The organism is Burkholderiales bacterium, from assembly GCA_036262035.1.
Classification (GTDB): Bacteria; Pseudomonadota; Gammaproteobacteria; order Burkholderiales; family SG8-41; genus JAQGMV01.
This window is the reverse complement of record DATAJS010000027.1, coordinates 21,647-46,535: the sequence shown is the minus strand read 5'-3', so window position 1 is coordinate 46,535 and position 24,889 is coordinate 21,647. Positions and strand designations below refer to the sequence as shown.

The following is a 24,889-nucleotide window of genomic DNA, read 5'->3' as shown; positions in this document are numbered from 1 at the left end:
CATGCGCTGTATAGGGGGTCAGCTCTTGGCGGGGGCGGCGGCGACGAGCTCGGAGATCGAGCGTTCCAGGTCGCCGACGGTCTTCATGTCGGTGACGCTCGAATCCGGGACCCGGATGCCGAACTCCTCTTCGACCTTGAAGAGGAAGTCGACGAAGGCGAGTGAATCGATGTGCAGATCGGCGAGCGGTGTTTGCGGCTCGAACTTGCTCGTGTCTATCGCCAGCTCACGAGCGGCGAGCGCTTTCAACTGTTCTAGGACGTCCATGGCGCGATTATATAGATCGTTGAAGAGAGAACGACGGCCGCGAACAGCGTCGAATCGTAGATATCGAGGATACCGCCGTGAAGGGTCGTCACGGCCGGAAAATCCTTGACGCCGGCCCCGCGCTTGAGCGCCGAGGTATAGAGATCGCCGCAGAAGCCGGCCGCGACGATGAGCGCGGCCAGCGCGAGCGCGGCGGCCGGCGCGAGGTCGAGCAGCCCCCAGGCGCCCGCGGCGCCGAGGGCAAGGCCGCACAGCGCGCCGGCGACCGCGCCGGCGACGGTCTTCTTCGGCGAGAGGCGCGGCAGCAGCAGCCGGCGGCCGAACAAGCGCCCGAAGAGATAGGCGGCGGAGTCCTGGGTCTCGACGGTGGCGTAGAGCAGGACGATCCATGTGAAGCCGTTGTGAAGATGGGCGAGGTGCGAGAGGTGAGCGGCCGCAAGCAGGGGAAAGGTCAGCGTGGCGAGCCACGCCGCGATGCCCGAGGGCTTACCGCTGAAGGCCCGGACGTAGACGGGTCCCGCGATCGCGACCAGCGCCGCGGTCGCGATATACAGCGCCGCGGCCGAGTCGCCTTGCGTGCTCCCCCACCCCGCCGCGAGCAGCGCGCCGCCGGCGATCGCGAGCCGCCTCGGCGTGTCCGGGCGAAGATCGTAAGTCGTCGCGAGCTCGATCGCGCCGCGCCACGCGCCTGCGGCGACGACGAGCGTGAACACCAGCGGATGGAGCGCGAGCGGGACGAGCAGCGCCGCGGCGATGGCGAGGGTGCTGGCGTATACGGCCCACAGCTCGCGGGCCTTCGCGGGCTCGCGCAGGCCGTAGAGGCCGATGATCACGGCGCCGGTTCCGAATACGGCGAGCGCCCACGCGGCGACGACGGCGCCCGCGGACACGTTGCTTAAGGCTGCTCGGAGAGGAAGAGCGCGGCGATCGTCGCGGGCTCGGCGCCGCCGTCGGGTATCGCGCCGGTCGCGCGCCTGAAGTCGGCGAGCGCGAGCGCGTAGATGAGGCTCGCGTCGATGGTCTGGCGGCGCGCCGACGCGAACTGATCGGCGGCGTCGGCGAGCGATGCGGGCGCCTGGCGCCCGTTGTCGACGAGCATCTCGACGAGCTGCAGGCGCTCGCGCGTCGTGCCGAGCGCCGCATTCGCGCGATCGATCGCCGTCCTCGACGCGACGAGCTTCTCGAGCGCGAGCTCGGTCTCGACGCGCACGCGCTGGCGCGCTTCCTCGAGGTTGTCCTCCGCGGCGTTGACGCCGGCGAGCGCCTGCTGCTGCGCGCCCTTGCGCCGGTTGTCGCCGAGCGGCGTGTAGTAGTTGAGGAGGAGGCGATCGTGACCGACCGTCAGCGTGAGCTGGGAATCGACTTCGCGCTCGCCGACGAGCCCGCGCAGCTTCGCGGCCTGCACGCGGTTGGTGTAGCCGCGCAGCTCCGGCCGTCTCTTCATCGCTTCGTCGACGTACTCGGATAGCCTCCGGCGCTGGATCGTCGCGCTCGTGACGCGGGGCAGGTCGCCCGCCACCCCGCCGAAGCTCTCGGGCGCCACCCCGATCAGGGTCGCGAGCTGGAGTCGCGCCGCGGTGACGTCGATCGAGTCGCGCTCGGCGAGCGCGCGGGCGAGCGCCGCGCGGCTCCTGAGCTCGTCCGCGGCGAGCGAGGCCGCTTCCCCGGCGCGCGCGAGCTTAGCGGTGCGCTCGGCGACGTCTTCCAGCCGGCCGGCGAGCTCGCGATTGACGCTCACCTTCTCGCGCGCCGCGATCTGCGTCCAGACCGCGCTCATCACGCGGTGCAGGTGAGATTGCCGCGCGAGCTCGGTATCGCTCCTCGCGGCTTCGACGTCGGACTGGGCCGCCTGGAGGCGCAGCGTGTCGGGCGGCTCGCCGAAGTTGCGGTCGAGCGGCACGTCGACCTGGAGCAGCGGACGGTTGCCGAGCCTCGCCAGATCGGATCGGAAGTTGTCGGGCTCGCGCGTGACGATGAAACCCGGGCGTACGCGGATGCCGCTCTGGAACTGGCGCTCGGCATACAGCGTCGACGACAGCACGTTGAACGTCTGCACGTCGGCGGTGAGAAAGTTGTTGTTGATGCCCGGCTGCCAGATGCGGTCGTAACCGGTCCGCGAGCGCAGCGACCAGTCGAACGCCCCTTCGGCGATCAGCGCCGCGCCGGACGCGGCGTCGAGGGCGTTGCGCGCGCGCCCGACTTCGCCGTAGCGCTGCACCGAGAGCGCGTGCGCGACCACTTGCGGCAGGGCGAGCGTCGGCGCGGCAGTCTCGGCGGCGTGCACCGCCGGGCTCGCGAAAGCGAGCGCGGCGGCCGCGACGCCGATCGAACGGCGCAGCATGCGTGCGTGGAAAAGCGCGATAGCCATGGATGGTGCGGTGCTTGCGGACCGGCGGATTATAGTCGCGGCGCACGCCTGTCCCCGCTCGCGCGGTTGCTTCAGCGCCGTCGCGGAGGCACCGGATCGACGCCGCCCGGATGCCACGGATGACACTTCATTATCCGCCGCAATGCGAGCCACGAGCCTTTGATCGCGCCGTGCGTGTCGATCGCCTCGACGGCGTACGCCGAGCACGTCGGATAGAAACGGCACGACGGACCCAGCAGCGGACTGAGGAAATAGCGGTAAGCTTTGACGAGGCCGACGAGCAGGCGCTTCATCGCGTGCAGTATACAATTCGCCTGCGCCGCCAACACGTTGCCGCGAACTCCACGGCACTGGCTATCCTCCTTCATGGCACACGCCGAGCTCGTTCCCGTCACGATACTCACCGGCTTTCTGGGCAGCGGCAAGACCACGCTGCTCAACCGCCTGCTGCGCGCCGCTCACGGCGAGCGCATCGCGGTGATCGAGAACGAGCTGGGCGAAGTCGGCATCGACGGCGCTCTGCTGCTCGATGCGACGGGCGCCGAGATCGTCGAGATGGCGAACGGCTGCATCTGCTGCACCGTCCGCGGCGATCTCACGCGATCCTTGAGCGAGCTTGCAGGCAAGCGCGACCGCGGCGAGCTACGCTTCGACCGCGTGGTCGTCGAGACGACCGGTGTCGCCGACCCGGGGCCGGTCGCGCAGACGTTCTTCGTCGAGCCCGACGTGACGCAGCGCTATCGGCTCGACGGCATCGTGACCCTGGTCGACGCCGTACACGGCGCATCGACGCTCGACGCGCAGCGCGAAGCGCGCAGGCAGGTCGGCTTCGCCGACCGGCTGCTCGTCACCAAGACCGACCTCGCCGCCGAGTGCGACGTGCAGGCGCTCGCCGTGCGTCTGCGGCGCATGAACGCGCGCGCGCCGCTGAAGCGTTCGGTGCACGGCGCTGGCGATGCGAGCGACGTCCTCGACCTCGGCGGCTTCGAGCTCGACGGCGCGCTCGGGATCGATCCGCATTTCCTGAACGAGCCCCATGCGCATCGCCACGAAGACGACATCGCGTCGTTCGTCTGGCGCAGCGCCGCATCGCTCGACCTGACCAGGATCGAGGAATTCCTCGGGCTCGCGATCGAGCGCTTCGGGGACGACCTCCTGCGTTACAAGGGCGTGCTCGACGTGGAGGGCCGCACCGAGCGCATCGTGCTCCAGGGCGTGCAGAGGCTGGTCGGCTGCGATGCCGGGCGCCGCTGGGCTGAAGGGGAGGCGCGCGAGAGCGTCATCGTCTTCATCGGCCGCAACCTGCCGCGCGAGGCGCTCGCGAGGGGACTGAACCTTTGTGCGGCCGGCGCCGTGCAGGACCCGGCCAGCGCCCTGCGCGACGCCGCTTAACGCGCCCCATGTTCCAGCTTCGCGACGTACGGCACGCGTACAACGGGGTCGATGCGCTCAAGGTGCGGGACTGGCTCGCGGAGCAGGGCGAGCACTGGCTGGTGCTCGGACCGTCGGGCAGCGGCAAGACCACGCTGCTCCACATCCTCGCGGGGTTTCTCAAACCGAGCTTCGGCGAAGTGATCGTCGCGGGCAACGCGCTGGGCAAGCTCAAGACCGCGCAGCTCGGCCGTTTCCGCGGGCGCCACATCGGCATCGTGCTCCAGCGCCTGCACCTCGTCGGCAGCCTCACCGTCGCGCAGAACCTGCTGATGGCGCAGTTCTTCTCGGGCCTGGGCGAGAACCTCTCGCGCGTGCACGAGGTGCTCGACGACCTCGGCATGCGCCACAAGGCCGAAGCGTATCCGCACGAGCTCTCGTTCGGCCAGGCGCAGCGCGTGGCGGTCGCGCGCGCCGTCGTCAACCGCCCGACCGTGCTGCTCGCCGACGAGCCGACGTCCAACCTCGACGACGAGCACTGCATGCAGACGCTCGATCTGCTCGAAGCGCAGGCGAAGGCGTGCAGCGCGACCCTCATGATCGCCACGCACGACCAGCGCATCCGCGCGCGCTTCAAGAACCAGTTCATGCTGGGACCGCTGACGTGACGCTCGCCGGGATCAGCCTCGCGTACTTGCGCGCGCGCAATCTCTCGACGCTGCTCAACATCGTGCTGCTCGGCTTCGGCGTCGCCGCCATCACGCTGCTCGTGCTCACCGCCGCGCAGCTGGAAGACCGCATGCACGTCGACGCACGCGGCATCGATCTCGTCGTCGGCTCCAAGGGAAGCGCGCTGCAGATCATCCTGTCGAGCGTGTATCAGCTCGACGTGCCGACCGGCGCGTTCGGGTGGACGCAGGCGCAGCAGATCGCGTCGCGCCCGGAGGTGAAGCAGGCGCTGCCCATCGTCATCCAGGACAACTATCTCGGCTTTCGCGTGATCGGCACCACGCACGATTACATCAGCCATTACGGCGGCCGGCTGCGCGACGGCGCGCTGTGGAGCGGTCCGCTGCAGGCGGTGATCGGGGACGAGGTCGCCGCGCGCACCGGCATGCGCGTCGGCTGGTCGCTCACCGTGAACCACGGTCCCGGACACCAGACCGCGCTGGCGCACAACGAGAACCCGTTCACCGTGGTCGGCGTGCTGTGGCCGACCGGGACGGTGCTCGATCACCTCATCCTCACCGACGTCGGAAGCATCTGGCAGCTCCACGAGAACATGAAGACCGACAACCTCGTCGCCGAGCCGCGCGTGGACGGCGGGCGCGAGCTGTCGGCGCTGCTGATCCGCTACGCGACGCCGCTCGCGGGCGCGACGCTGCCGCGGGCGATCAACGCCTTTCCGGAATTGCAGGCGGCGTCCCCGACGCTCGAGACCGCGCGGCTCTTCGGCGTCATGGTGGTCGGCATGCGCGTGCTGCGGGGGTTCGCCATCGTGCTCGTGATCGCCGCGGGCCTGTCGGTGTTCATCGGGCTGTATACCGCGCTGAACGAGCGCCGTTACGATCTTGCGATCATGCGCGCGCTGGGTGCGAGCCCCGGCCAGCTCATGCTGCTGCTGCTCTTCGAAGGCGTGCTGATGGCTGCGGTCGGAGCCGCGTTCGGCATCCTCCTGGGGCACATCCTCACTTCGCTCCTCGGCTTCGCGCTGCGCTTCCAGCAGGTCGGCATCACCGGCTGGATCTGGAATCCCAACGAGCTGTGGATCGTCGCCGGCGCGCTGGTCGTCGGCATGCTCGCGGCGCTGCTGCCGGCGTGGCGGGCGCACGAGACCGACATCGCCCGGGTGCTCGCCAGGGGCTAGACGCGCAAGTCACTCGCGCCTGGGCTGGAAGCGCAGTCGCGCGAGCACCGCCAATGACGACGGCAGAAAGACCCCCAGCGTCAGCGCGATCGCCAACGGCAGTGCCGCAACCTCGAGCGCGCCTTTCAACGCACCCGGCAGCAGCGAAGCGGCGACCGCGACCAGCACTGCGGTGAGCACCAGCGTGATGCAGGGCGCGGTGAACACGATCGCGTTCACGGCGAGCCGCCTTCTGCGCGCTTTGTGCAAGTTGCCGCGGGCGCGTCTCGGCAGCAGCCATGCGAGCACCGGCCACGCGAGCACGAGGACCAGGAACGTGACCTGGCCGAAGAACAGCAGCGCGACCGCGAACAGCAGCGAAAACACCGCCGCGATCGTTCCCCAGACCGCGCTGCGCACGTCGACCAGATGCGCGTAAACGCCCGCCAGAGCGAGCATCGACGCGAACCCGAGCAGCCATACGAACAGGTCTTCGGCGAAGCCGAGCGACAGCGCGCACGCCACGGGCGCGGGCACCAGCGCCAGCAGATACAGTCCGGTGACGCGCCGCACGGCCTTTGCCGTGGTGGCGGGGATGAGGTGGCGGCGCGACATGAAGAGCCAGTAGCCGGTCGTGAGCGCGACCAGACACGACATGACCAGCATACCCATCTCGCGAGCGTCCGCGTTGCCGCCGGCGACGTAGGCGAGCAGCAGCGACAACGCGACAGCCGAAGCGAAGCTGAGCGGCAGAAACACGTGCACGCGCGTTGCCCAGACCGACGGCGAGTTGAGCAGCGCGCGCTCGTCGAAGCGCCGGAACCACGCCGGCCGCGACACCGCGATGCCGCCGCCCGCGGACCGCACGCGCGCGGCGAGATCGCTCAGCGTCGTCGAGACGGCGCGGCGCCGTATCCCGAGCATGACGACGGCCACCGCGGCGGCGAGCAGCGCGACGAGCCATCGCTTGAGGTGGCTGCCGGACGCGACCGCGAAATGGGGAACGTCGCCCTGCGCCATCGACTGATGGCTCTGGATGGCGATCAGACGGTCGCGCAGCAGGAAAGGCCGCAGCGCGCCGCCCTTGTCTCTCACGTCCAGGCAGATGAGGCCGGACAGATCGCACGCGACGGGCGTCACGAAACCCGACATCGATCCGGTATACAGGCGTCCTTCGGACTTCAGACCGAACATCGCGAGCTTCGCGTCCAGCTTCGCGCCTTCGGCCTGCGCCTCCGCGAGCGTGAAAGCGCGGGTGCAGCACCAGAATCCGTGCCGGGTATGGTACTCCAGCTCCTCATGCAGCGCGGCCGGCGTCATCACCTCGGCGATGCGCATGCTGAGCCCGCCGTACAGCGCCGCCGGCGGCGCCAGGAAGGTGAGCAGCGCGACGAAGCTGCACATCGCCGCGACCACGTAGTCGCGCAGCGGCCGCTCCCCGAGCGGGTACTGCCCCTGCACCCGCGCCCATACACCGGCCAGGGTCACCATCGCGAGCGCGAAGACGTCGACGACGTAGCGCAGCTCCCCTTCGGTCCATACGGTCTGCGTCGACATGTCGTGGCGCAGGCCGATCGCCGCGCTTGCGACCGTCAGCGGGACCGTGAGGCACAGGATGGGCACCAGCCGGCTGCGCCACAGCAGCGGCCAGCGCATGAGCATCCAGTGATCGACGTGCCAGACCGCGTCCGGTACGAGCCGGCTCGCATGCTCGACGGTTCGATCAAGCCAGGCGAGCACGGCGCAGCCTCACGTGAACAGACGCCGCACCGAGTGCGAGTTGTCGCGGAAATACGAGATGTCGACACCCTGTTCGAGCAGCGCGCGCAGCAGGGCGTGCGGATCGACGTGACGCTCGGTCGTCACCAGGTAGCACATGCCTTCCTCGCGGACTTCGGTGACCCCCGTGCCTTCCAGACGGCGCTGAAGGTCGGCGAGCGCGATCGACGTCCCGAGCTCGAACTCGTTGGTGGTGCGCTCGCCTGCGACGGCTTCCGCGGGGCCGACGAAGAGCACGTTGCCTTCGCGCAGGAACACCATCTGATCGCAGACCGATTCGAGCGAGTGCAGCTCGTGCGAGCTCATGAGGACCGCGATCGGGTAGCGATACGACGACGCGAGCTCGCGCACGTCCTGCAACAGGACGTTCTTCGCCTTGACGTCGAGGTTCGCCAGCGGCTCGTCCATGATGAGCACTCGCGGTTTCCACACCAGCGCCCGCGCGAGCGCGAAGCGCAGCTTGTAACCGCCCGAAAGCTGGTTCCACTTCTTGTCGAGGTGCTCGCCGAGGCCGAGGCGCTCGACGATGAAATTGACCTCGCGCTCGTTGTCCGCGCCGCGGATCCCGTGAATGGCGGCTTCGAAGTGCAGCGTCGCGCGCAAGGCGCCGCGCCACGGCGGCAGCTCCTGGGGCACGTAGGCGAGCTGCTCCTTCACGTGCACCCAGTCGATCGATTCGCCGCTCTCGCCGAGCGCGGGATAGGCGAGCGTGCCTTCGTCCTGCAGGAGCTCGCCGGCGATGATGCGAAGCAGGGTGGTCTTGCCGTGCGCGTTCTGACCGACGACGCCGGTGACCTCGCCGAGCCGGAGCGTGAGGTCGAGCCGCCCGAGCTTGAAATCGGAGCCGCGATACGCCTTGGTGATCCCCCGGGCTTCGACGGCGATCTCGCCCGCCGGGGAATCGCGCCGCAGCCGCTCGTTCGCCTCTTCGCGCTTCCTGAAGCGATCCTCGAGCACGCGGGCGCCGTTGCGCTGGTAGAAGTCGCCGACGATGCGCTCGATCAGGCCGAGCATCTCGGCGGCGACCTCGGGGTTCCGTTCGCCCGCGGCGGACACGGTGAAACCGAGCACGATCGCTTCGTCGCGCAGCTTGGGGTCGAGCGCGTAGCGCTCCGCGAACTCGGCGAACGCGCGTATCGGCACGCTGCCCCCGGCGATGTCTTCCTGCAGCGCCGTCGCGGACTGATTGATCCCGACGTCCATGTCTTCGGCGGTCGTGGTCATGCGGCGGCGGGCTCGAGCAATTGAGATTCGATCGCGCCGAGCAGGCCGAGCACCTGCCGCGCGAGCTTCTTCTTGCGGTCGACCACTTCGTCGAACTTGAGCTCTTCCCTGCGGTGCGCGCCTTCGATCTCGCGCAGCGTCATGCTGTAGACCGTCACTTCGTCGAGGTCCTCGCGGCCGGAGAAATCCTTGACGAGGTCCATCGCCTTGCGGATCGCCGCGGCCAGATCGCTCGTGGCGATGAGATTTCTCACTTCGAGCGAACGCTCGACGAAGTCGTGCGACTGATTCATGCGTGCGCCGCCGGGCCGGAAAGCGATCGAACGAGGCGCTCCACGCTTGCAGCGCGCGCGGCGGGCCGCAGGTCGAGGCACAGGCATGCGCGCAATCGCTCGAGGATCGCGCCGAGCTGGTTGCGAAGCTCGAACAGGCGCGACTTCTCGGCGTTGAGGTCGTTCGTGTCGAGGCGGTTCGCCGCGTACTGCGGGAACAGCGTTTCGATCTCGCCCAGCCGGGCGTCGATCTGCAGCGTCGCCTTCAGACGAAAGCCGGGGTCGAGAAACGAGTCGTCCAGATAACACGCGATGAACGGGCGGGGCGCAGCGAGCTCGAGCGCCGCCAGCGCGAGGACGGTTTCCTGAGCGACCCAGCCCGACAGCAGGCTCGCTTCCGACACGATGCAAACGGTTGCCGCGGTGCTGCGGACGGACTCGCGGATGAAGTCGCGCAAGTCCGCGCCCGGCCGCACCGCTTCACGGTCGATGCGCACGTCGACGCCGTGCCGGCGCAGCGCTTCGCTCAGCTCGATCGCGACCGCGGTGTCGCGCGTGCTGTAGGAGATGAAGACGCTCGTGATGCGATCGGCCGCGATGCCGGGCGCCGGCGCGGGCACGGCGGGCTCGTTGAGCGCCCTCCGCAGCTCGAGCAGTTGCCGCGCGAGCTTCGCGCGCGCCTTCAGGTAATCGTCGGCGGAGAGCTCTTCGAGGCGGCGCTGCGTATCGGTCTGGGCGAGGCGGCCGATCCACGCGATGGCCTCGTCGCGCAGGTCGCCGCGCTCGACAGGAATGGCCTTCGCCAGCGCCTGGCCTGCATCGCGCAGGCGGTTCGCGCGTATCAGCGATTCGATCCTTGCGTCGAGCTCGTCCATCTTCGCTCTTCTTCTGATCAGCACCGCGTCCGGAGCCTGCGCCCAGTCGAGAATAGTCGCCTCGCCCGTCTTTTGCCAACCCCTCCGGTTGGGCGGTTGTGCTATGGTTCCGCCGTCATGATCCGCCGCCGTCCGCCGACCGCAACCGCACGAGCGCTGCTCGGCGTGCTGTGCGCGCTGCTGCTCTTCGCGCAGCAGGTCGGCCTATGGCATTCGGTGTGGCACGCGGCGAACCCGCATGCGGCACAGCACGTCACCGATCGCGCGGCGGGCCATAGCAAGTCGCTGCCGCACGCCTCCAAGCTCTGCGCGCTCGACGCCGCGCTCGGGCAGGTGATCGGAGGCGGCGCGGTCAGCGGCTTCACGTTCGTGCTCGCCGACGCGCAAGCTCACGCGTTCCACAGCGAGCTTTCGCTTCCGGTATCGGCTCACGCGCTCCCCGCGCGCTCGCGAGGTCCTCCGGCCCTTTCCTGAACACGTGGACCGCGGCGCTTTTCGCCGCGGCTTTTCCTCATGTACACGGAGAGGCGACATGCCCGGATTCCGTTTCATCGCATCGGCGAGCGTTCTCACGCTCGCCTTTGCGACACCCGCTTTCCCGCAGGAAAGCGACCTCGCGCGCGTGCGCGAGGAGATGAAAGACCTCAAGAAGAATTACGAAGAGCGCCTGCAGGCGCTCGAAAAGCGATTATCGGACGCCGAAGCGCGCGCGGCAGCGAAGCCCGAGGCGGCCGCGCCGCCACCGCCGCAGGCGAGCGCGCCGCCGCCCGCGCCGGCTTCGCCGATACGCGACGCAGTCAACGCGTTCAACCCTTCGATCTCGCTCATCCTGCAGGGCACGTACGCGCGCACCTCGCAGGACCCGGCCAACTTCGTCATCAGCGGCTTCGTGCCTTCGGGCGGCGAAGTCGGCCCGCCGCCGCGCAGCTTCGGCCTGGGCGAGAGCGAGCTCATCGTCACCGCCAACATCGATCCCTATTTCCGCGGCGGGCTCGTCGCTTCGTTCACGCCCGACAACCAGCTCGAAGTCGAGGAAGCGTATTTCCAGACCACCTCGCTGCCGGCGGGATTCACGCTGAAAGGCGGCCGCTTCCTGTCGGGGATCGGCTACCAGAACGAGATCCACCAGCACGCGTGGGACTTCCAGGACGCGCCGCTGGCCTACAAGGCGTTTCTCGGCGGGCGCTACCAGCAGGACGGCGTGCAGTTGAAATGGCTCGCGCCGACCGCGCTGTTCCTCGAGTTCGGCGCGGAGCTCGGCAACGGCGCGGCGTTCCCCGGCAACGACCGCAGCAAGAACGGCGTCGGCTCGACCGCGCTCTTCGCGCACCTGGGCGGCGACATCGGTGAGAGCTGGGCGTGGCGCGCGGGCGGCTCGTACCTGCGCACCGGCTCGCGCAACCGCACCTACGACGATCTGGATTCGACGGGCGCGACGGTGACGAACAGCTTTTCCGGACGCTCGCGCGTGTGGGTGGTCGACGGGGTGTTGAAGTGGGCGCCGAACGGCAATTCGACGGTGCGCAACTTCAAGCTCCAGGGCGAGTACTTCCGCTCGCGCGACCACGGCGATTTTTCGTTCAACACCGGCGGCCCCGCGATGACCGATTTCCTGCGCACCTCGCAGTCGGGCTGGTACGCGCAGGGCGTGTACCAGTTCATGCCGCGCTGGCGGGTGGGCTATCGCTACGACGCGCTGCGCCGGGGAACCGTCGACATCGGCCTGGTGAACAGCGGGGCGTTGACGCTCGCGGACTTTCCCGCGCTCGCCATGCACGACCCGACGCGGCAGACCGCGATGGTCGAATTCAATCCCAGCGAGTTCAGCCGGGTGCGGTTGCAGTACTCCGCCGACAAGTCAGCCGTCGGCGGGACCGACAACCAGATTTTCCTCCAGTACATCCACAGCCTCGGACCCCACGGGGCACACCGCTTCTAGAGACGATCATGAAATCCTTTCACTTCATAGCCGCCGCGGCCGCCTTGCTCTTCGCCACGCCCGCGCTCGCGGCGCTCAACATCTTCGCCTGCGAGCCCGAATGGGGCGCGCTCGCCAAAGAGATCGCCGGCGACAAGGGCAGCATCTACGTCGCGACCACCGCGCTGCAGGACCCCCACCGCATCGAAGCGCGGCCTTCGCTGATCGCCCGCGCGCGCAGCGCCGACCTCCTGGTCTGCACCGGCGCGGAGCTCGAGATCGGCTGGCTGCCGCTCGTGCAGTCGCAGGCGGGCAATCCGAAGATCCAGGCCGGCCGGCCCGGTTACTTCGAGGCTTCGCGCCAGGTGACGATGCTCGAGGTGCCGTCGCGCGTCGACCGCTCGATGGGCGACGTCCATCCGTACGGCAATCCGCACGTGCAGCTCGACCCGCGCAACATCGCAAAAATTGCCGTGGCGCTCGCCGATCGCATGAGCGAGCTCGACAAAGGTGACGCGGCGCAGTACCAGTCGCGCCTCAAGGATTTCCAGGCTCGCTGGCAGCAGGCGATGGCGCGCTGGGAGAAGGAAGCCGCGCCGCTGAAAGGCACGAGCGTCGTCGTGTATCACCGCGATCTCACGTACCTGCTCAACTGGCTCGGCATGCGCGAAGGCGGCGCGCTCGAGCCCAAGCCCGGCATACCGCCTTCGACCGCGCACCTGACCGAGCTCGTCGCGACACTCGCGAAACAACCCGCGAAAGCGGTGATGCGCTCGGCCTACAACGATCCGCGTCCCGCGGAGTGGCTGTCGGAGCGCGCGAAGATCCCGATCGTGCTGCTGCCTTTCACGGTCGGCGGCACCGACAAGGCGAAAGACCTCTTCGGTCTCTTCGACGACACCGTGGCGCGCCTGCTCGTGCTCGCCAAATGAGCCCGCACACGCTCGACTGGACGATCCTCTGGCCCGCGTGCGTCGCGGGGCTGCTCATCACCGCGACGCACGTGCCGCTCGGGGCGCAGGTATTGAACCGCGGCATCGTCTTCATCGATCTCGCGATCGCGCAGATCGCGGGTTTCGGCGTGGTGTTCGCGGACTGGCTCGGCCTGGAGCCGCAGGGCTGGGCGGTACAGGCGTGCGCGCTCGCGGCGGCGCTCGCCGGCGCGGCGCTCCTCACGTGGACCGACAAGCGCTGGCCCGACGTGCAGGAAGCGACGATCGGCGTCACGTTCGTGCTCGCGGCGTCGGCTGCGCTGCTCCTGCTCTCCGCCAACCCGCACGGCGGCGAGCATCTGAAAGAGTTGCTCGTGGGGCAGATCCTGTGGGTGAGCCCGGCGCGCCTGCCGATCGTCGCGGCGGTGTATGCGGCGCTGCTCGCGTGGATGTTCCTGCGGCGCGGCTCGCACGGGCGCGTCGGGTTCTATCTCATGTTCGCGATCGCGGTGACGATCTCGGTTCAGCTCGTCGGGCTCTATCTCGTGTTCACGACGCTGATCGTGCCGGCGCTCGCGACGCGCAGGCTCGTCCGGTACCGGCTCGCGGCCGGTTTCGCCGTCAGCGCGGCGGGGTATTTCCTCGGGCTGGTGGTGTCCGCCTATACAGACCTCCCGACAGGGCCGGCGATCGTCTGCACGATGGTGGCGGTCGCGATCCCGGTTTTTGCCCTGAGCCCGCGTAGGGCTTAAACGCGCAAAGCTTTAACACGGAGGGCACGGAGGAACACGGAGGGCACGGAGGAAAAACAGGTGCGACACAATCGTGTCGTCCCGGACGGGGCCGCGGAAGCGGACGCGATCCGGGACCCATTTTGACGTTGAATCCTTTCGCAATGGATTCCCGCCTGCGCGGCGGGAATGGCGTTCGAAAACCTCCGTGTCCTCCGTGCCCCTCCGTGACCTCCGTGTTCCTGCTTTTGATCTTTTGCCTATAATCTTGAAATCACGGCGCCCGGCCCCATCTTCCTCGGGTGCCGTGCGCGGCACCCCTCCCGTTCCGAATCCATCCCGATGAGCGACACCACGTTTCACGGCACCACCATACTTTCCGTCCGCCGCGGCAATAAGGTCGCGCTCGGCGGCGACGGCCAGGTCACCCTCGGCAACGTCGTCGTCAAGGCGAGCGCGCGCAAGGTGCGGCGGCTGTATCAGGACCGCCTCCTCGCCGGCTTCGCCGGCGGCACCGCCGACGCGTTCACGCTGTTCGAGCGCTTCGAAGCGAAGCTCGAAAAGCATCAGGGCAACCTCACGCGCTCCGCGGTCGAGCTTGCCAAGGACTGGCGCACCGATCGTATCCTGCGCCGCCTCGAAGCGATGCTGGCGGTCGCGGACCGTGAGACGTCGCTCATCATCACCGGCAACGGCGACGTCCTCGAGCCCGAGCTCGGCCTGATCGCGATCGGCAGCGGCGGCTCGTACGCGCAGGCCGCGGCGCGCGCGCTGCTCGACAACACCGATCTGGCGCCCGCCGACATCGTCAAGCGCGCGCTCACGATCGCCGGCGACCTGTGCATCTATACGAACCAGCAGCACACCATCGAAACACTCGAATGACTCCGCAAGAAATCGTCCACGAGCTCGACAAGCACATCATCGGCCAGGCCGACGCCAAGCGCGCGGTCGCGGTTGCGCTGCGCAACCGCTGGCGCCGGCAGCAGATCGCCGATCCGCTGCGGCAGGAGATCACGCCGAAGAACATCCTGATGATCGGGCCGACCGGTGTCGGCAAGACCGAGATCGCGCGCAGGCTCGCGCGGCTCGCCGACGCGCCTTTCGTGAAAGTGGAAGCGACCAAGTTCACCGAAGTCGGCTACGTCGGCCGCGACGTCGACACGATCGTCCGCGACCTCGTGGAGACCGCGATCAAGGACGCGCGCGAGGCCGCCACGAAGAAAGTGCGGCACCAGGCCGAGGACGCGGCGGAGGATCGCATCCTCGACGCGCTGCTGCCGCCGGCGCGCGACTTCTCCGGGACGACGATCCCGAGCGAGACCGATACGTCGACGCGCCAGAAATTCAGGAAAAAGCTGCGCGAAGGCGAGCTCGACGACAAGGAGATCGAGATCGAAGTGTCGGCGGTGTCGCCGCAGATGGAGATCTTCGCGCCGCCTGGAATGGAAGACCTCACCTCGCAGATCCAGGGTATGTTCGCGAACCTCGGCCAGGGCCGGAAGCGCGCGCGCAAGCTCAAGATCAAGGAGGCGATGAAGCTCCTGACCGAGGAGGAAGCCGCCAAGCTGGTCAACGACGAAGATCTCAAGGTCAACGCGCTGAAGAACGTCGAGCAGAACGGCATCGTGTTCCTGGACGAGATCGACAAGATCGCCGCGCGCCAGGAGACGCACGGGGCCGATGTCTCACGGCAGGGCGTGCAACGCGATCTGCTGCCGCTGGTGGAAGGCACGACCGTGTCGACCAAGCACGGGATGATCAAGACCGATCACATCCTGTTCATCGCGAGCGGGGCGTTCCACCTGTCGAAGCCGTCGGACCTCATCCCCGAGCTCCAGGGACGCTTTCCGATCCGCGTGGAGCTGTCGAGCCTGTCGGTGGCCGACTTCGAGCAGATCCTCACCAACACCGACGCGTGTCTCGTCCGCCAGTACGAAGCGCTGCTCGCGACCGAGAACGTGAAGCTGGACTTCAGGCCCGATGCGATCCGGCGCCTGGCGGAGATCGCGTTCTCGGTGAACGAGAAAACCGAGAACATCGGCGCGCGACGGCTCTACACGGTGATGGAGCGGCTGCTGGAGGAAGTGTCCTTCGACGCGCCCAAGCGCTCGGGCGAGACGATCGTGGTCGACGCGGCTTACGTCGACGCGCGATTGAAAGATCTGTCGCAGAGCGAGGATCTCGCTCGCTATGTCCTCTAAAAGCAAAAGCAATTAACCGCCAAGGACGCAAAGGACGCAAAGGACGCAAAGGTTAACCCACGTCGCGTCGTCAGGCGCGCGCGATGTTTAGCTTTCCTTGGCGTCCTTTGCGTCCTTGGCGGTCAAAACGCTTTTTACGTAGGGTGCGTGCGAACGCACCGCGCCTTTCGCGCTAGCGGGTCACCACCACCGGCCGGGTTCCGAGCGCGAACGCGATGCGCTCCGCCGCGAGCCGCGCTTCGGATTGCGACGCGTAGGGACCGACGTGCACGCGGTACATGCCGTCGCGGGGATAGACGTGGGCCATCTGCGAGACCCACTCGGCGCGTGCCTTGGCGGTCGCGAGGAAGCTCTCGGCGTTTTCCTTCGAGCCGAACGCGCCCAACTGTAGATAGACGCCCGGCGCTTCCGCGACCGGCGCGGGCCTGGGCGCGGCGATCGGCGGTTCGATGCGGGCTGGAGCGGTCGCTACGATGGCCGGCGCGCTTTCCACCGGCACCTCCGCGAGCGGCTTCGGCGGCGGCAGCGGGTCGCGCGCCGCCGCGGCGATCGCGACGATCGGGTCGGAGCGCTCGGCGAGCTCGGAAGCCGTCGCCACGGGGGCCGCGATCGGCACGGGCGGTGTCGATGCAGTGGCGACAGGTGCGAGCGCCTGTGGCGTCGGCGCCACGCGCGCCGCGGCGTAGCGCGGCCGCGCTGCGGGCGCCGCCGCGATCATCGTCGCGCTCGGCCCGCTCGCGTCGGGCAGTATCGATTCGACCTCGACGACCGCGCTGCCGCCGGCGAGCACGCCGATGCGGTAAGCCGCCGTGTAAGAAAGATCGATCAGCCGGTTCTCGAGGAAAGGTCCGCGGTCGTTGATGCGCACCACCACCGACTTGCCGTTCGCGACGTTGGTGACGCGCGCGTAGCTCGGGATCGGCAGGATCGGGTGCGCGGCGGTCATCTGGTACATGTCGTACGTCTCGCCGTTCGACGTCTTCTGGCCGTGATAGCGGCGGCCGTACCACGTCGCCACCCCGCGCGCTTTATAAGGCTGGAGCTCGGTCATCGGCGTGAACGTCTGGCCGAGGACGACGTACGGCTTCATCGTGCCCCGGCTCAACGGCTCCAATTGGGGAACGGCGTCGGGAATGCTGTCGAGGTCGGCCGGCGGGTTGTCGCCGGGGCCGTCGTCGAGGTAGTAGCCGCCGCCGCGCGTGGTGCGCGGGCCGGACGGCGCTTTGGAGATCCGGGCGGGCGGACGAGTCGGGTGTGCGCGCTCGGCGCCGGGCTCGCGTTGCACAGGCGTGGAGCCGCAGGCGCTCAGCAGGGCGGAAGCGACGGCGGCGGCGACTGCGATTCTGCAGCGCGCGCCGACCGTCAGCTCGAAATTACGGGCATTCTTCGTTCTCACGACTCCCATTAACGGCACAACCGCAGGACGCGTTAACACGCATCCGCTCGTTCGTCCTTCGACTTCGCTTCGCTACGCTCAGGACGAACGGCTTTCGTCACCGCACCATGTCACCGGTTTTCGTCACCGCTTTACCCGTCACCGGTTCATCCGTCACGTCTGTACCAGCTTCTTGTGCGTCTGTATGCTCATCAGGATGCCGAAGCCGAGACAGATTGTCACGAGCGACGTTCCGCCGTAGCTAATGAGCGGCAGCGGCACGCCGACGACCGGCAGGATGCCGCTCACCATGCCCATGTTCACGAAGGCGTAGGTGAAGAAGGTGAGCATGATGGCGCCGGCGAAGAGACGCGTGAAGAGCGACGGGGCGTTGGCCGTGATCGCGGCGGCGCGTGCGATGACGAGCAGGAAAAGCACGAGCAGGATGCCGTTGCCGATCAGGCCGAACTCCTCGGAGTACACCGCGAAGATGAAATCGGTCGTGCGCTCGGGAATGAAGTCGAGGTGGGTCTGCGACCCCGACAGCCAGCCTTTACCCGCGATGCCGCCCGAGCCGAGCGCGATCGTCGACTGGATCGTGTGATAGCCGGCGCCCAGCGGATCCTGTGACGGATCGAGGAGAGTGAGTACTCGCTGACGCTGGTAATCGTGCAGCACCGACCACACCAGCGGCAGGCTCGCGCAGCCGGCGACGAAGAGCGCCGCGATGATCCGCCACGACAACCCCGCGAGGAAGATGACGAAGCTGCCGCTCGCGAAGATCAGGATGGCGGTGCCGAGGTCGGGCTGACGCGCGATCAGCCCCACGGGCACGAGCAGCAGCAGCACGCCGATCGCGTAGTTCTTCAGGCGCAGCGTCGCCTCGTAGCGGTCGAAGTACCACGCGAGCATGAGCGGCACCGCGATCTTCATGATCTCGGAGGGCTGGATGCGCGTGACCCCGATGTGCAGCCAGCGCCGCGCGCCGTTCACGATCTCGCCGAAGAGCGCGACGCCGACCAGCAGCAGCAGGCCGACCGCGTACACCGGCACCGACAGCCGCATGAGGTAATGCGGCGGGATCTGCGCGAACACCCACATCACGCCGAGCGCGACGAGCATGTTGGTGAACTGCCCGCTGGTGCGCGCGAAGCTGCCGTTCGATGCGCTGTAGAGCACGACGAGCCCCGCGATCATGAGGAGCAGGACCGCGCCCAGCAGCGGCTGGTCGAGGTGGGCGGTGAAGAAGCGGACGACGCGCCTAATATTGGGGTGCATCGTCGTCGTCCTTGACCGGCTTCTTCGCGTCCTTGCCGAGCAGCCAGTAATCGAAGACCTGCCGCGCGATCGGCGCCGCGGCGCGCGCGCCGAAGCCGGAGTTCTCGACGATCACCGCGACCGCGATCTTGGGATTCTCGGCCGGCGCGTAGGCGATGAAGAGCGCGTGGTCGCGATGACGCTCGGCGACACGGCTCTCGACGTACTTCTCGCCCTTGAGGCCGATCACCTGCGCGGTGCCGGTCTTGCCGCCGCTCGTGTACTGCGCGCCGGCGAAAGCGCGCGCGGACGTCCCTTCCTTGTTGACGCCCACCATGGCGCGCTTGATCGTCGCGATGTGCTCCTGTTTCCAGTCGAGGCTGCGCAGCGGCCTGGGCTCGATCGGCGTGCGCTGCCGGGTATGCACTTCCTCGACGTAGTTGACCAGGTGCGGCCTGAACATCACGCCGTCGTTGGCGAGCGTCGCCGTGGCCGCGGCGAGCTGGAGCGGGGTGTACGAGTTGTAGCCCTGGCCGATGCCGATGCTGATCGTCTCGCCCGCGTACCACTTCTTCTGCTCGGGCCGCTTGAAGCGCTTGCGCTTCCATTCCTGAGACGGCAGCACCCCTTCGGCCTCGCCGGCGAGGTCGATGCCGGTGCGGCTGCCGAAGCCGAGCGTGCCCATGAAGCGCGAGATGCCGTCGATCGTCAGGTCGTTGGCGAGGATGTAGTAATAGGTGTCGCACGACGCGACGATCGACTTGTACATGTCGACCATGCCGTGGCCGCCGACCTTGTCGTCGCGGAAGGTGTGGCCGCCGAAAGTGTAGAAGCCGGGGTCCGAGATCGCCTGGCCCGGCGTGCGCTTGCCGTAGGTGAGCGCCGCCAGCGCCATGAAAGGCTTGAACGTCGATCCGGGCGGGTAGGTGCCCGCGAGCGCCCGGTTCACCATCGGCTTGTCGGGCGAGTTGTTCAGCTCGTTCCAGTTCTCCTGGTCGATGCCGTCGACGAAGAGGTTGGGATCGAAGCCGGGCTTGCTGACGAAGGCGAGCACGCCGCCGGTGGACGGCTCGATCGCGACGAGCGCGCCGCGGCGGTCGCCGAACGCGTTGTAAACCACTTCCTGCAGCTTCGCGTCCAGCTTGAGGACGAGGTTGCTGCCCGAGATCGGAGAGCTGCGAGACAGCGAGCGCACCGCGCGCCCGCCCGAGTCGACCTCGACCTGCTCGACGCCGGTGGTGCCGTGGAGCTGGTCTTCGTAGCTGTACTCCAGGCCGGTCTTGCCGATGTAGTCGGTGCCGCGATAGTTCGAGCTGCGGCCTTCGGCTTCGAGCTTGTCGAGGTCCTTCTGGTTGACCCGGCCGATGTGGCCGATCACGTGCGAGAAGAGCTCGCCCTGCGGATAAGAGCGGAAGAGGCGCGCGCGCACGTCCACGCCGGGAAAGCGATAGCGGTTGGCGGCGAAGCGCGCGATCTCCTCGTCGGAGAGCCGCGTGCGGATCGGCAGGCTCTCGAAGCGCTTGCTCTCCTCGAGCAGCTTCTTGAAGCGCCGGCGGTCGCGCGGGCCGATCTCGACCAGCGTGGCGAGCTCGTCGATCGTCGCTTCGAGGCTCTCGACCTTGGAGGGCGTGATCTCCAGCGTGTACGCGGAGTAGTTGGTCGCGAGCACGACGCCGTTGCGGTCGACGATGATGCCGCGATTGGGCACGATCGGCAGGATCGAGATGCGATTCGCCTCCGCCAGGGTGTGATAGTGCTCGTGCATGACGACCTGGAGGTAGAAGAAGCGCGCGAAGAGCAGCGCGAACATCACCAGCACGAACGTCGAGGCGATCCCCAGGCGCACGCGGAAATGGTGGAGCTCGCGCTCCGCGTCGCGCATCTCGGTGCCGACGGTGATGTTCAGCTCAGACATGGTCGGGGTCGGGACGCGGACGCTGCGGCAGCTTGAGCAGGATGGACACCGGCGGCCAGATGAGCCCGGCGAACACGGTGCCGATGAAGTAACGATACCCGGGGAAGTCCGCCCCGCCCAGCAGCCGGATGCCGAGCACGATCAGGTCGTTGGCGAGGAACAGCGGGACGACGTGGAATACCTGCTCGGTCAGGCTGAACTGGCGGACGCGCCGGTGCAGCGCGATGCCCGCGAAGGCGAGGATCGAGTAGGCGAGCGCGTGCTGGCCGAAGAGCGTGCCTTCGGCCACGTCCATCAGCAGGCCCAGCGTGAACGCGATGGTGAAGCCGACGCGCCGGGGCTGCTGGATCACCCAGTACAGGATCACCACGGCCACGAAGTCGGGGCGCAGCCACTCGGTCCAGCCGAGCAGCATGTTGAGCAGCACCGCGACGATGAGCGTGAACGCGATGAACGCCGGTTTGACCGGCAGCAGGATTTCATGTTTTGCGACGATATCCACTAGCCCGGACCTCCCGCCGGCGGCGTGCCGCGCCGGCCCTTCTTGCCCGCCGGCTTTTCCGCCTTCTCCGGCTGCTCGGCCGGCCGCTCCGGCAGCGCCTGGTCGGCGTGTACGACCAGCACCTGCTTGTGATTGTTCACGCCCGCGAGCGGTTTGCAGATGATGCGCGCAAAAAGGTAGGCCGCGTTGCGCTCGACGTTCGAGACCTGCGCCACCGGCAGGCCCGGCGGATACACCCCGTCGATGCCCGAGGTGACGAGCTGGTCGTTGTTCTCGAAGTCGGCGTTGAGCGGCACGAACTTCAGCTCCAGCGCCCCGTCGTTGCCGGTGCCGGCGAGCACCGCGCGCAGACCGTTACGCGGGTTGAGCACCGGCACGAGGTGGCCCTTGTCGGTGATCAGCGTGACCTCCGCGAGCCACGGATAGACCCGGGTGACCTGTCCGATCACCCCGCGGCCGTCGATCACCGGCTCGCCCGGCCTGACGCCGTGCTGCGAGCCCTGGTCGATGACGATCTTGCGCGAGAACGGATCGCGCGCCGCGTAGAGGATCTCGGCGAAGCTCGTCTTGGCGGTCAGGCGCTGGCGCGCTTCCACGAGCTTGCGCAGCTGCTCGTTCTCCATCGCCAGCGTGGCGAGCTGCTGGAGCTGGGCCGCGCTGTGGAGGTTCTCCTGCGCGAGCTTCGCGTTCTCGGCGCGCAGCGAGCTCGAGCTCACGAAGAACTCCGAGGCGCGGCTGAAGATGCTGGCCGGGGCGCCGGCGATGCGCTGCAGAGGATAGATGACGACCGAAGCGGCCTGACGCACCGTGTCGAGGTACTTCAATCTCGCGTCGGCGACGATGAGCCCGAGCGAGAGCGTCAGGAAGATGAAGAGTCGTGCGAGAGGGCTTAAGCCGGTCCTGAAAAACGGCGGCGGCTGGTGTTCCATTTAGTCGTGAAACGTGAAACGTGAAACGTGAAACGCATCGTGGATGACCACCGGGCGCCGCAGACGCGTTGTCCAGTCAGGAACCACCGGTGCGCTGCGTCCTACCGCTCCCGACGTTTCACTTTTCACGTTTCACGTTTCACCGACGTCAGTCGTTCGTGAATATCGTCGCCAGCCGTTCCATCTTTTCGAGCGCCTTGCCCGAGCCCCGCACGACGCAGGTGAGCGGATCGTCGGCGATCACGACCGGCAGCCCGGTCTCTTCCATGAGCAGGCGGTCGATGTCGCGCAGCAGTGCGCCGCCGCCGGTGAGGACCATGCCTTTCTCGGCGATGTCCGCGGCGAGCTCGGGCGGCGTCTGCTCGAGCGCCGATTTGACCGCCGACACGATGCTGTTGAGCGGATCGGTCAGCGCCTCGAGGATCTCATTGCTGGAGATGGTGAAGCTGCGCGGTATCCCTTCGGCGAGGTTGCGGCCTTTGACTTCCTTCTCGCGCACCTCCGACCCGGGGAAGGCGGAGCCGATCTCTTTCTTGATCTGCTCCGCGGTGGTCTCGCCGATCAGCATGCCGTAGTTGCGGCGGATGTAGTTGATGATCGCTTCGTCGAACTTGTCGCCGCCGACCCGCACCGAGCCCTTGTACACGAGGCCGCCGAGCGCGATCACGCCGACTTCGGTGGTGCCGCCGCCGACGTCGACGACCATCGAGCCCGTCGCTTCGCCCACCGGCAGGTCCGCGCCGATCGCGGCCGCCATCGGCTCTTCGATCAGGTACACGCGCGAAGCGCCGGCGCCGATCGCCGATTCGCGGATCGCGCGTCGCTCGACCTGCGTCGAGCCGCACGGCACGCAGATGATGATGCGCGGGCTCGGCTTGAAGAGTCGCGAGTTGTGCACCTTGCGGATGAAGTGCTTCAGCATCTGCTCGGTGACGGTGAAGTCGGCGATCACGCCGTCCTTCATCGGACGGATCGCGGTGATGTTGCCCGGCGTGCGGCCGAGCATCTGCTTGGCGGCGATGCCGACTTCCTGGATGACCTTCTTGCCGTTGGGTCCGCCTTCCTGGCGGATCGCGACGACCGACGGCTCGTCGAGGACGATGCCTTTGCCGCGAAGGTAGATGAGGGTGTTGGCGGTTCCGAGATCGATCGCGAGATCGTCGTTGAAGTAGCTGCTCAGAAAACCGAACATAGAGGCTTCTGTGGATTGAGGATGGTGCGCCGCACTAATCGGCTATGATACCCTATCGGGCTTCGATTTTTAAGCCTTTTCCCCGCAAATGTCCTTCACGCCCGACGACGTAAAACGCGTCGCCCGCCTCGCCCGTATCGCGATCGACGAACGCGAGGCGATCGAGGTCCTCGGCCAGCTCGACCGCATCTTCGGCTTGATCGAGGAGATGCGGGCGGTGGACGTCAGCGGCGTCGAGCCGATGGCTCACGCGTACGACGTCACGCTGCGTCTGCGCGAGGACGCCGTGGCCGAGCCCGACCAGCGCGAGCTCTTCCAGAGCGTCGCGCCGAAGGTCGAGCACGGCCTGTATCTCGTTCCGAAAGTCATCGAATGATTCAGAGAGGAGAGAGGGGATAGCAGAGAGGAGAACGCTCGTGGGAACGCCCGGTTTTCTCCTATCGCCTCTCTCCTTTCTCCTCTCCTCGCAGCATGCATCGAGAAAGCCTGAAATCGCTGAGCGAAGCGCTGGCCGGCGGCAAGATATCCAGCGTCGAGCTCACGCAGCTCTTCCTGAAACGCATCGCCGGCTTCAACGCGCGCTACAACGCGTTCGTGACCGTCGACGAGGAGCGCAGCCTCGCGCAGGCGCGCGAAGCCGACAACGCGCGCGCCGCGGGCCGCGCGGGTCCGCTGACCGGCATACCGATCGCCCAGAAAGACATCTTCTGCGCCAAGGGCTGGCTCACCACGTGCGGCTCGAAGATGCTCTCGAACTTCGTGTCGCCCTACGACGCGCACGTCGTCGAGCGCCTGAACGAAGCCGGCGCGGTCACCCTCGGCAAGACCAACATGGACGAGTTCGCGATGGGCTCGTCGAACGAGTCGTCGTTCTACGGTCCGGTCCGCAATCCCTGGAACGTCGACTGCGTGTCCGGCGGCAGCTCGGGCGGCTCCGCCGTGGCGGTCGCGGCGCGGCTCGCGCCCGCGGCGACCGCCACCGACACCGGCGGCTCGATACGCCAGCCGGCGGCGATGGTCGGCGTCTCCGGCCTCAAGCCGACCTACGGCGTGTGCTCGCGCTACGGCATGATCGCGTTCGCATCCAGCCTCGACCAGGCGGGGCCGATGGCGAAGAGCGCCGAGGACATGGCCCTCATGATGAACTCGATGGCGGGGTTCGACGCCCGCGATTCGACGAGCCTCGAGCGGCCGCTCGAGGATTACTCGCGCGATCTCGCGAAGCCGCTCGCGGGTCTGCGCATCGGGCTGCCGAAAGAGTTCTTCGCCGCCGGCCTGCCAGCCGACATCGCGCAGTCGGTGGAAGCGGCGATCGCCGACTACCGCAAGCTCGGGGCGACCACCGTGGAAGTCGCGCTGCCGAACATGAAGCTCTCGGTGCCGGTGTACTACGTGCTCGCCCCCGCGGAGGCGTCGAGCAACCTCGCGCGCTACGACGGCGTGCGCTACGGTTACCGCACGCCCGAGTATCGCGATCTCGAAGAGATGTACGAGAAGACGCGCGCGGAAGGCTTCGGCGCCGAAGTGAAGCGCCGCATCCTGATCGGCACCTACGTGCTCTCGCACGGCTACTACGACGCCTACTACATCCGCGCCCAGAAGCTGCGGCGGCTGATCGCCCAGGATTTCGTCAAGGCGTTCGAGCAGTGCGACGTGATCATGGGACCGACGAGCCCGTCGACCGCGTTCAGGATCGGCGAGAAGTCGTCGGACCCGGTGCAGATGTATCTCTCGGACATCTACACCATCGGGGTCAACCTCGCGGGGCTGCCCGGCATGTCCATTCCCTGCGGGTTCGACACGCAAGGCCTGCCGGTGGGATTGCAGGTCATCGGCAGTTATTTCGACGAGGCGCGGATGCTGAACGTGGGTCATCAGTACCAGCTTGCGACGGACTGGCATCTGCGCGCCCCCGCCGGCGTTTAATGCGTG

Annotated in this window: 25 protein-coding genes; 11 read left to right on the top strand and 14 right to left on the bottom strand. The window is 67.7% G+C overall.

Features of this window, described 5'->3' with window-relative positions; all coding sequences use genetic code 11:
• Positions 1-18: 18 nt before the first annotated feature.
• The 4 genes from VHP37_26510 to yidD form a co-directional block, all read right to left on the bottom strand.
• Entirely contained in the window at positions 19-267 is a 249-nt protein-coding gene (locus tag VHP37_26510) for an acyl carrier protein (protein HEX2829928.1), read from the bottom strand.
• Positions 255-1,157, bottom strand: coding sequence for a phosphatidate cytidylyltransferase (locus VHP37_26505; protein HEX2829927.1), 903 nt, complete (start codon positions 1,155-1,157; stop codon positions 255-257). Before VHP37_26505 ends, VHP37_26510 begins: the two co-directional genes overlap by 13 nt.
• Before the next feature lie 5 nt (positions 1,158-1,162).
• A complete protein-coding gene (locus tag VHP37_26500) occupies positions 1,163-2,635 on the bottom strand; it encodes a TolC family protein (protein HEX2829926.1) in 1,473 nt (490 codons plus the stop codon).
• 71 nt (positions 2,636-2,706) lie between these two features.
• Complete coding sequence (yidD, locus tag VHP37_26495; GenBank protein HEX2829925.1) at positions 2,707-2,928, bottom strand: membrane protein insertion efficiency factor YidD; 222 nt, start codon at positions 2,926-2,928, stop codon at positions 2,707-2,709.
• Between the two features lie 73 nt (positions 2,929-3,001).
• Between yidD and VHP37_26490 the strand changes: the two genes are divergently transcribed.
• Genes VHP37_26490 through VHP37_26480 form a run of 3 tightly spaced genes read left to right on the top strand, consistent with a single transcriptional unit; the run spans position 3,002 to position 5,873 of the window.
• The gene (locus VHP37_26490; protein HEX2829924.1) at positions 3,002-4,027 is read left to right on the top strand and encodes a GTP-binding protein; all 1,026 of its coding nucleotides are present in this window, start codon (positions 3,002-3,004) and stop codon (positions 4,025-4,027) included.
• A gap of 8 nt (positions 4,028-4,035) precedes the next feature.
• A complete protein-coding gene (locus tag VHP37_26485) occupies positions 4,036-4,674 on the top strand; it encodes an ATP-binding cassette domain-containing protein (GenBank protein HEX2829923.1) in 639 nt (212 codons plus the stop codon).
• A complete protein-coding gene (locus tag VHP37_26480; GenBank protein ID HEX2829922.1) occupies positions 4,671-5,873 on the top strand; it encodes an FtsX-like permease family protein in 1,203 nt (400 codons plus the stop codon). Before VHP37_26485 ends, VHP37_26480 begins: the two co-directional genes overlap by 4 nt.
• A 9-nt stretch (positions 5,874-5,882) precedes the next feature.
• Here VHP37_26480 and VHP37_26475 read toward each other — a convergent pair whose 3' ends face one another.
• From VHP37_26475 to VHP37_26460, 4 genes are read right to left on the bottom strand one after another with little or no spacing between them, the layout of a single operon-like run.
• Positions 5,883-7,592: a hypothetical protein gene (locus tag VHP37_26475; GenBank protein ID HEX2829921.1), complete on the bottom strand. Its 1,710-nt coding sequence runs from the start codon at positions 7,590-7,592 to the stop codon at positions 5,883-5,885.
• A gap of 9 nt (positions 7,593-7,601) precedes the next feature.
• Entirely contained in the window at positions 7,602-8,855 is a 1,254-nt protein-coding gene (locus VHP37_26470) for an ABC transporter ATP-binding protein (protein HEX2829920.1), read from the bottom strand.
• Positions 8,852-9,148 carry a hypothetical protein gene (locus tag VHP37_26465; protein HEX2829919.1) on the bottom strand — a complete coding sequence of 99 codons (297 nt, stop codon included), beginning with the start codon at positions 9,146-9,148 and terminating at the stop codon, positions 8,852-8,854. Before VHP37_26465 ends, VHP37_26470 begins: the two co-directional genes overlap by 4 nt.
• Positions 9,145-10,002 (bottom strand): TIR domain-containing protein, encoded by an 858-nt coding sequence (locus VHP37_26460; protein ID HEX2829918.1) that lies wholly within the window; start codon positions 10,000-10,002, stop codon positions 9,145-9,147. Before VHP37_26460 ends, VHP37_26465 begins: the two co-directional genes overlap by 4 nt.
• Before the next feature lie 117 nt (positions 10,003-10,119).
• Between VHP37_26460 and VHP37_26455 the strand changes: the two genes are divergently transcribed.
• The 6 genes from VHP37_26455 to hslU all read left to right on the top strand — a co-directional run bounded on the left by VHP37_26455 (position 10,120) and on the right by hslU (position 15,787).
• Positions 10,120-10,476: a hypothetical protein gene (locus VHP37_26455; protein ID HEX2829917.1), complete on the top strand. Its 357-nt coding sequence runs from the start codon at positions 10,120-10,122 to the stop codon at positions 10,474-10,476.
• A 58-nt stretch (positions 10,477-10,534) separates the two neighbouring features.
• Positions 10,535-11,941: a hypothetical protein gene (locus VHP37_26450; GenBank protein HEX2829916.1), complete on the top strand. Its 1,407-nt coding sequence runs from the start codon at positions 10,535-10,537 to the stop codon at positions 11,939-11,941.
• Between the two features lie 8 nt (positions 11,942-11,949).
• A complete protein-coding gene (locus tag VHP37_26445; GenBank protein ID HEX2829915.1) occupies positions 11,950-12,852 on the top strand; it encodes a zinc ABC transporter substrate-binding protein in 903 nt (300 codons plus the stop codon).
• On the top strand, positions 12,849-13,604 hold the full coding sequence (locus VHP37_26440) for a metal ABC transporter permease (protein ID HEX2829914.1): 756 nt from the start codon (positions 12,849-12,851) through the stop codon (positions 13,602-13,604). The genes VHP37_26445 and VHP37_26440 overlap by 4 nt, the downstream gene beginning before the upstream one ends.
• Positions 13,605-13,925: 321 nt before the next feature.
• Positions 13,926-14,468, top strand: a complete 543-nt coding sequence (hslV, locus tag VHP37_26435; GenBank protein ID HEX2829913.1) for an ATP-dependent protease subunit HslV — start codon at positions 13,926-13,928, stop codon at positions 14,466-14,468.
• A complete protein-coding gene (gene hslU, locus VHP37_26430) occupies positions 14,465-15,787 on the top strand; it encodes an ATP-dependent protease ATPase subunit HslU (GenBank protein ID HEX2829912.1) in 1,323 nt (440 codons plus the stop codon). The genes hslV and hslU overlap by 4 nt, the downstream gene beginning before the upstream one ends.
• 172 nt (positions 15,788-15,959) lie before the next feature.
• Here the strand turns inward: hslU and VHP37_26425 are convergent, their stop codons facing one another.
• The 6 genes from VHP37_26425 to VHP37_26400 all read right to left on the bottom strand — a co-directional run bounded on the left by VHP37_26425 (position 15,960) and on the right by VHP37_26400 (position 22,957).
• Positions 15,960-17,183: a septal ring lytic transglycosylase RlpA family protein gene (locus VHP37_26425; GenBank protein HEX2829911.1), complete on the bottom strand. Its 1,224-nt coding sequence runs from the start codon at positions 17,181-17,183 to the stop codon at positions 15,960-15,962.
• 153 nt (positions 17,184-17,336) lie between these two features.
• Positions 17,337-18,440, bottom strand: a complete 1,104-nt coding sequence (gene rodA, locus VHP37_26420) for a rod shape-determining protein RodA (protein ID HEX2829910.1) — start codon at positions 18,438-18,440, stop codon at positions 17,337-17,339.
• Positions 18,424-20,334: a penicillin-binding protein 2 gene (gene mrdA, locus VHP37_26415; protein HEX2829909.1), complete on the bottom strand. Its 1,911-nt coding sequence runs from the start codon at positions 20,332-20,334 to the stop codon at positions 18,424-18,426. Before mrdA ends, rodA begins: the two co-directional genes overlap by 17 nt.
• The gene (gene mreD, locus VHP37_26410; GenBank protein ID HEX2829908.1) at positions 20,327-20,836 is read right to left on the bottom strand and encodes a rod shape-determining protein MreD; all 510 of its coding nucleotides are present in this window, start codon (positions 20,834-20,836) and stop codon (positions 20,327-20,329) included. The genes mrdA and mreD overlap by 8 nt, the downstream gene beginning before the upstream one ends.
• Positions 20,836-21,765, bottom strand: a complete 930-nt coding sequence (gene mreC, locus VHP37_26405; protein HEX2829907.1) for a rod shape-determining protein MreC — start codon at positions 21,763-21,765, stop codon at positions 20,836-20,838. The genes mreD and mreC overlap by 1 nt, the downstream gene beginning before the upstream one ends.
• Before the next feature lie 148 nt (positions 21,766-21,913).
• Positions 21,914-22,957: a rod shape-determining protein gene (locus VHP37_26400; GenBank protein HEX2829906.1), complete on the bottom strand. Its 1,044-nt coding sequence runs from the start codon at positions 22,955-22,957 to the stop codon at positions 21,914-21,916.
• An 88-nt stretch (positions 22,958-23,045) separates the two neighbouring features.
• Between VHP37_26400 and gatC the strand changes: the two genes are divergently transcribed.
• Both gatC and gatA read left to right on the top strand, forming a co-directional pair.
• Positions 23,046-23,333 carry an Asp-tRNA(Asn)/Glu-tRNA(Gln) amidotransferase subunit GatC gene (gatC, locus tag VHP37_26395; protein ID HEX2829905.1) on the top strand — a complete coding sequence of 96 codons (288 nt, stop codon included), beginning with the start codon at positions 23,046-23,048 and terminating at the stop codon, positions 23,331-23,333.
• 95 nt (positions 23,334-23,428) lie between these two features.
• Complete coding sequence (gene gatA / locus VHP37_26390; protein ID HEX2829904.1) at positions 23,429-24,883, top strand: Asp-tRNA(Asn)/Glu-tRNA(Gln) amidotransferase subunit GatA; 1,455 nt, start codon at positions 23,429-23,431, stop codon at positions 24,881-24,883.
• Positions 24,884-24,889: the final 6 nt, after the last annotated feature.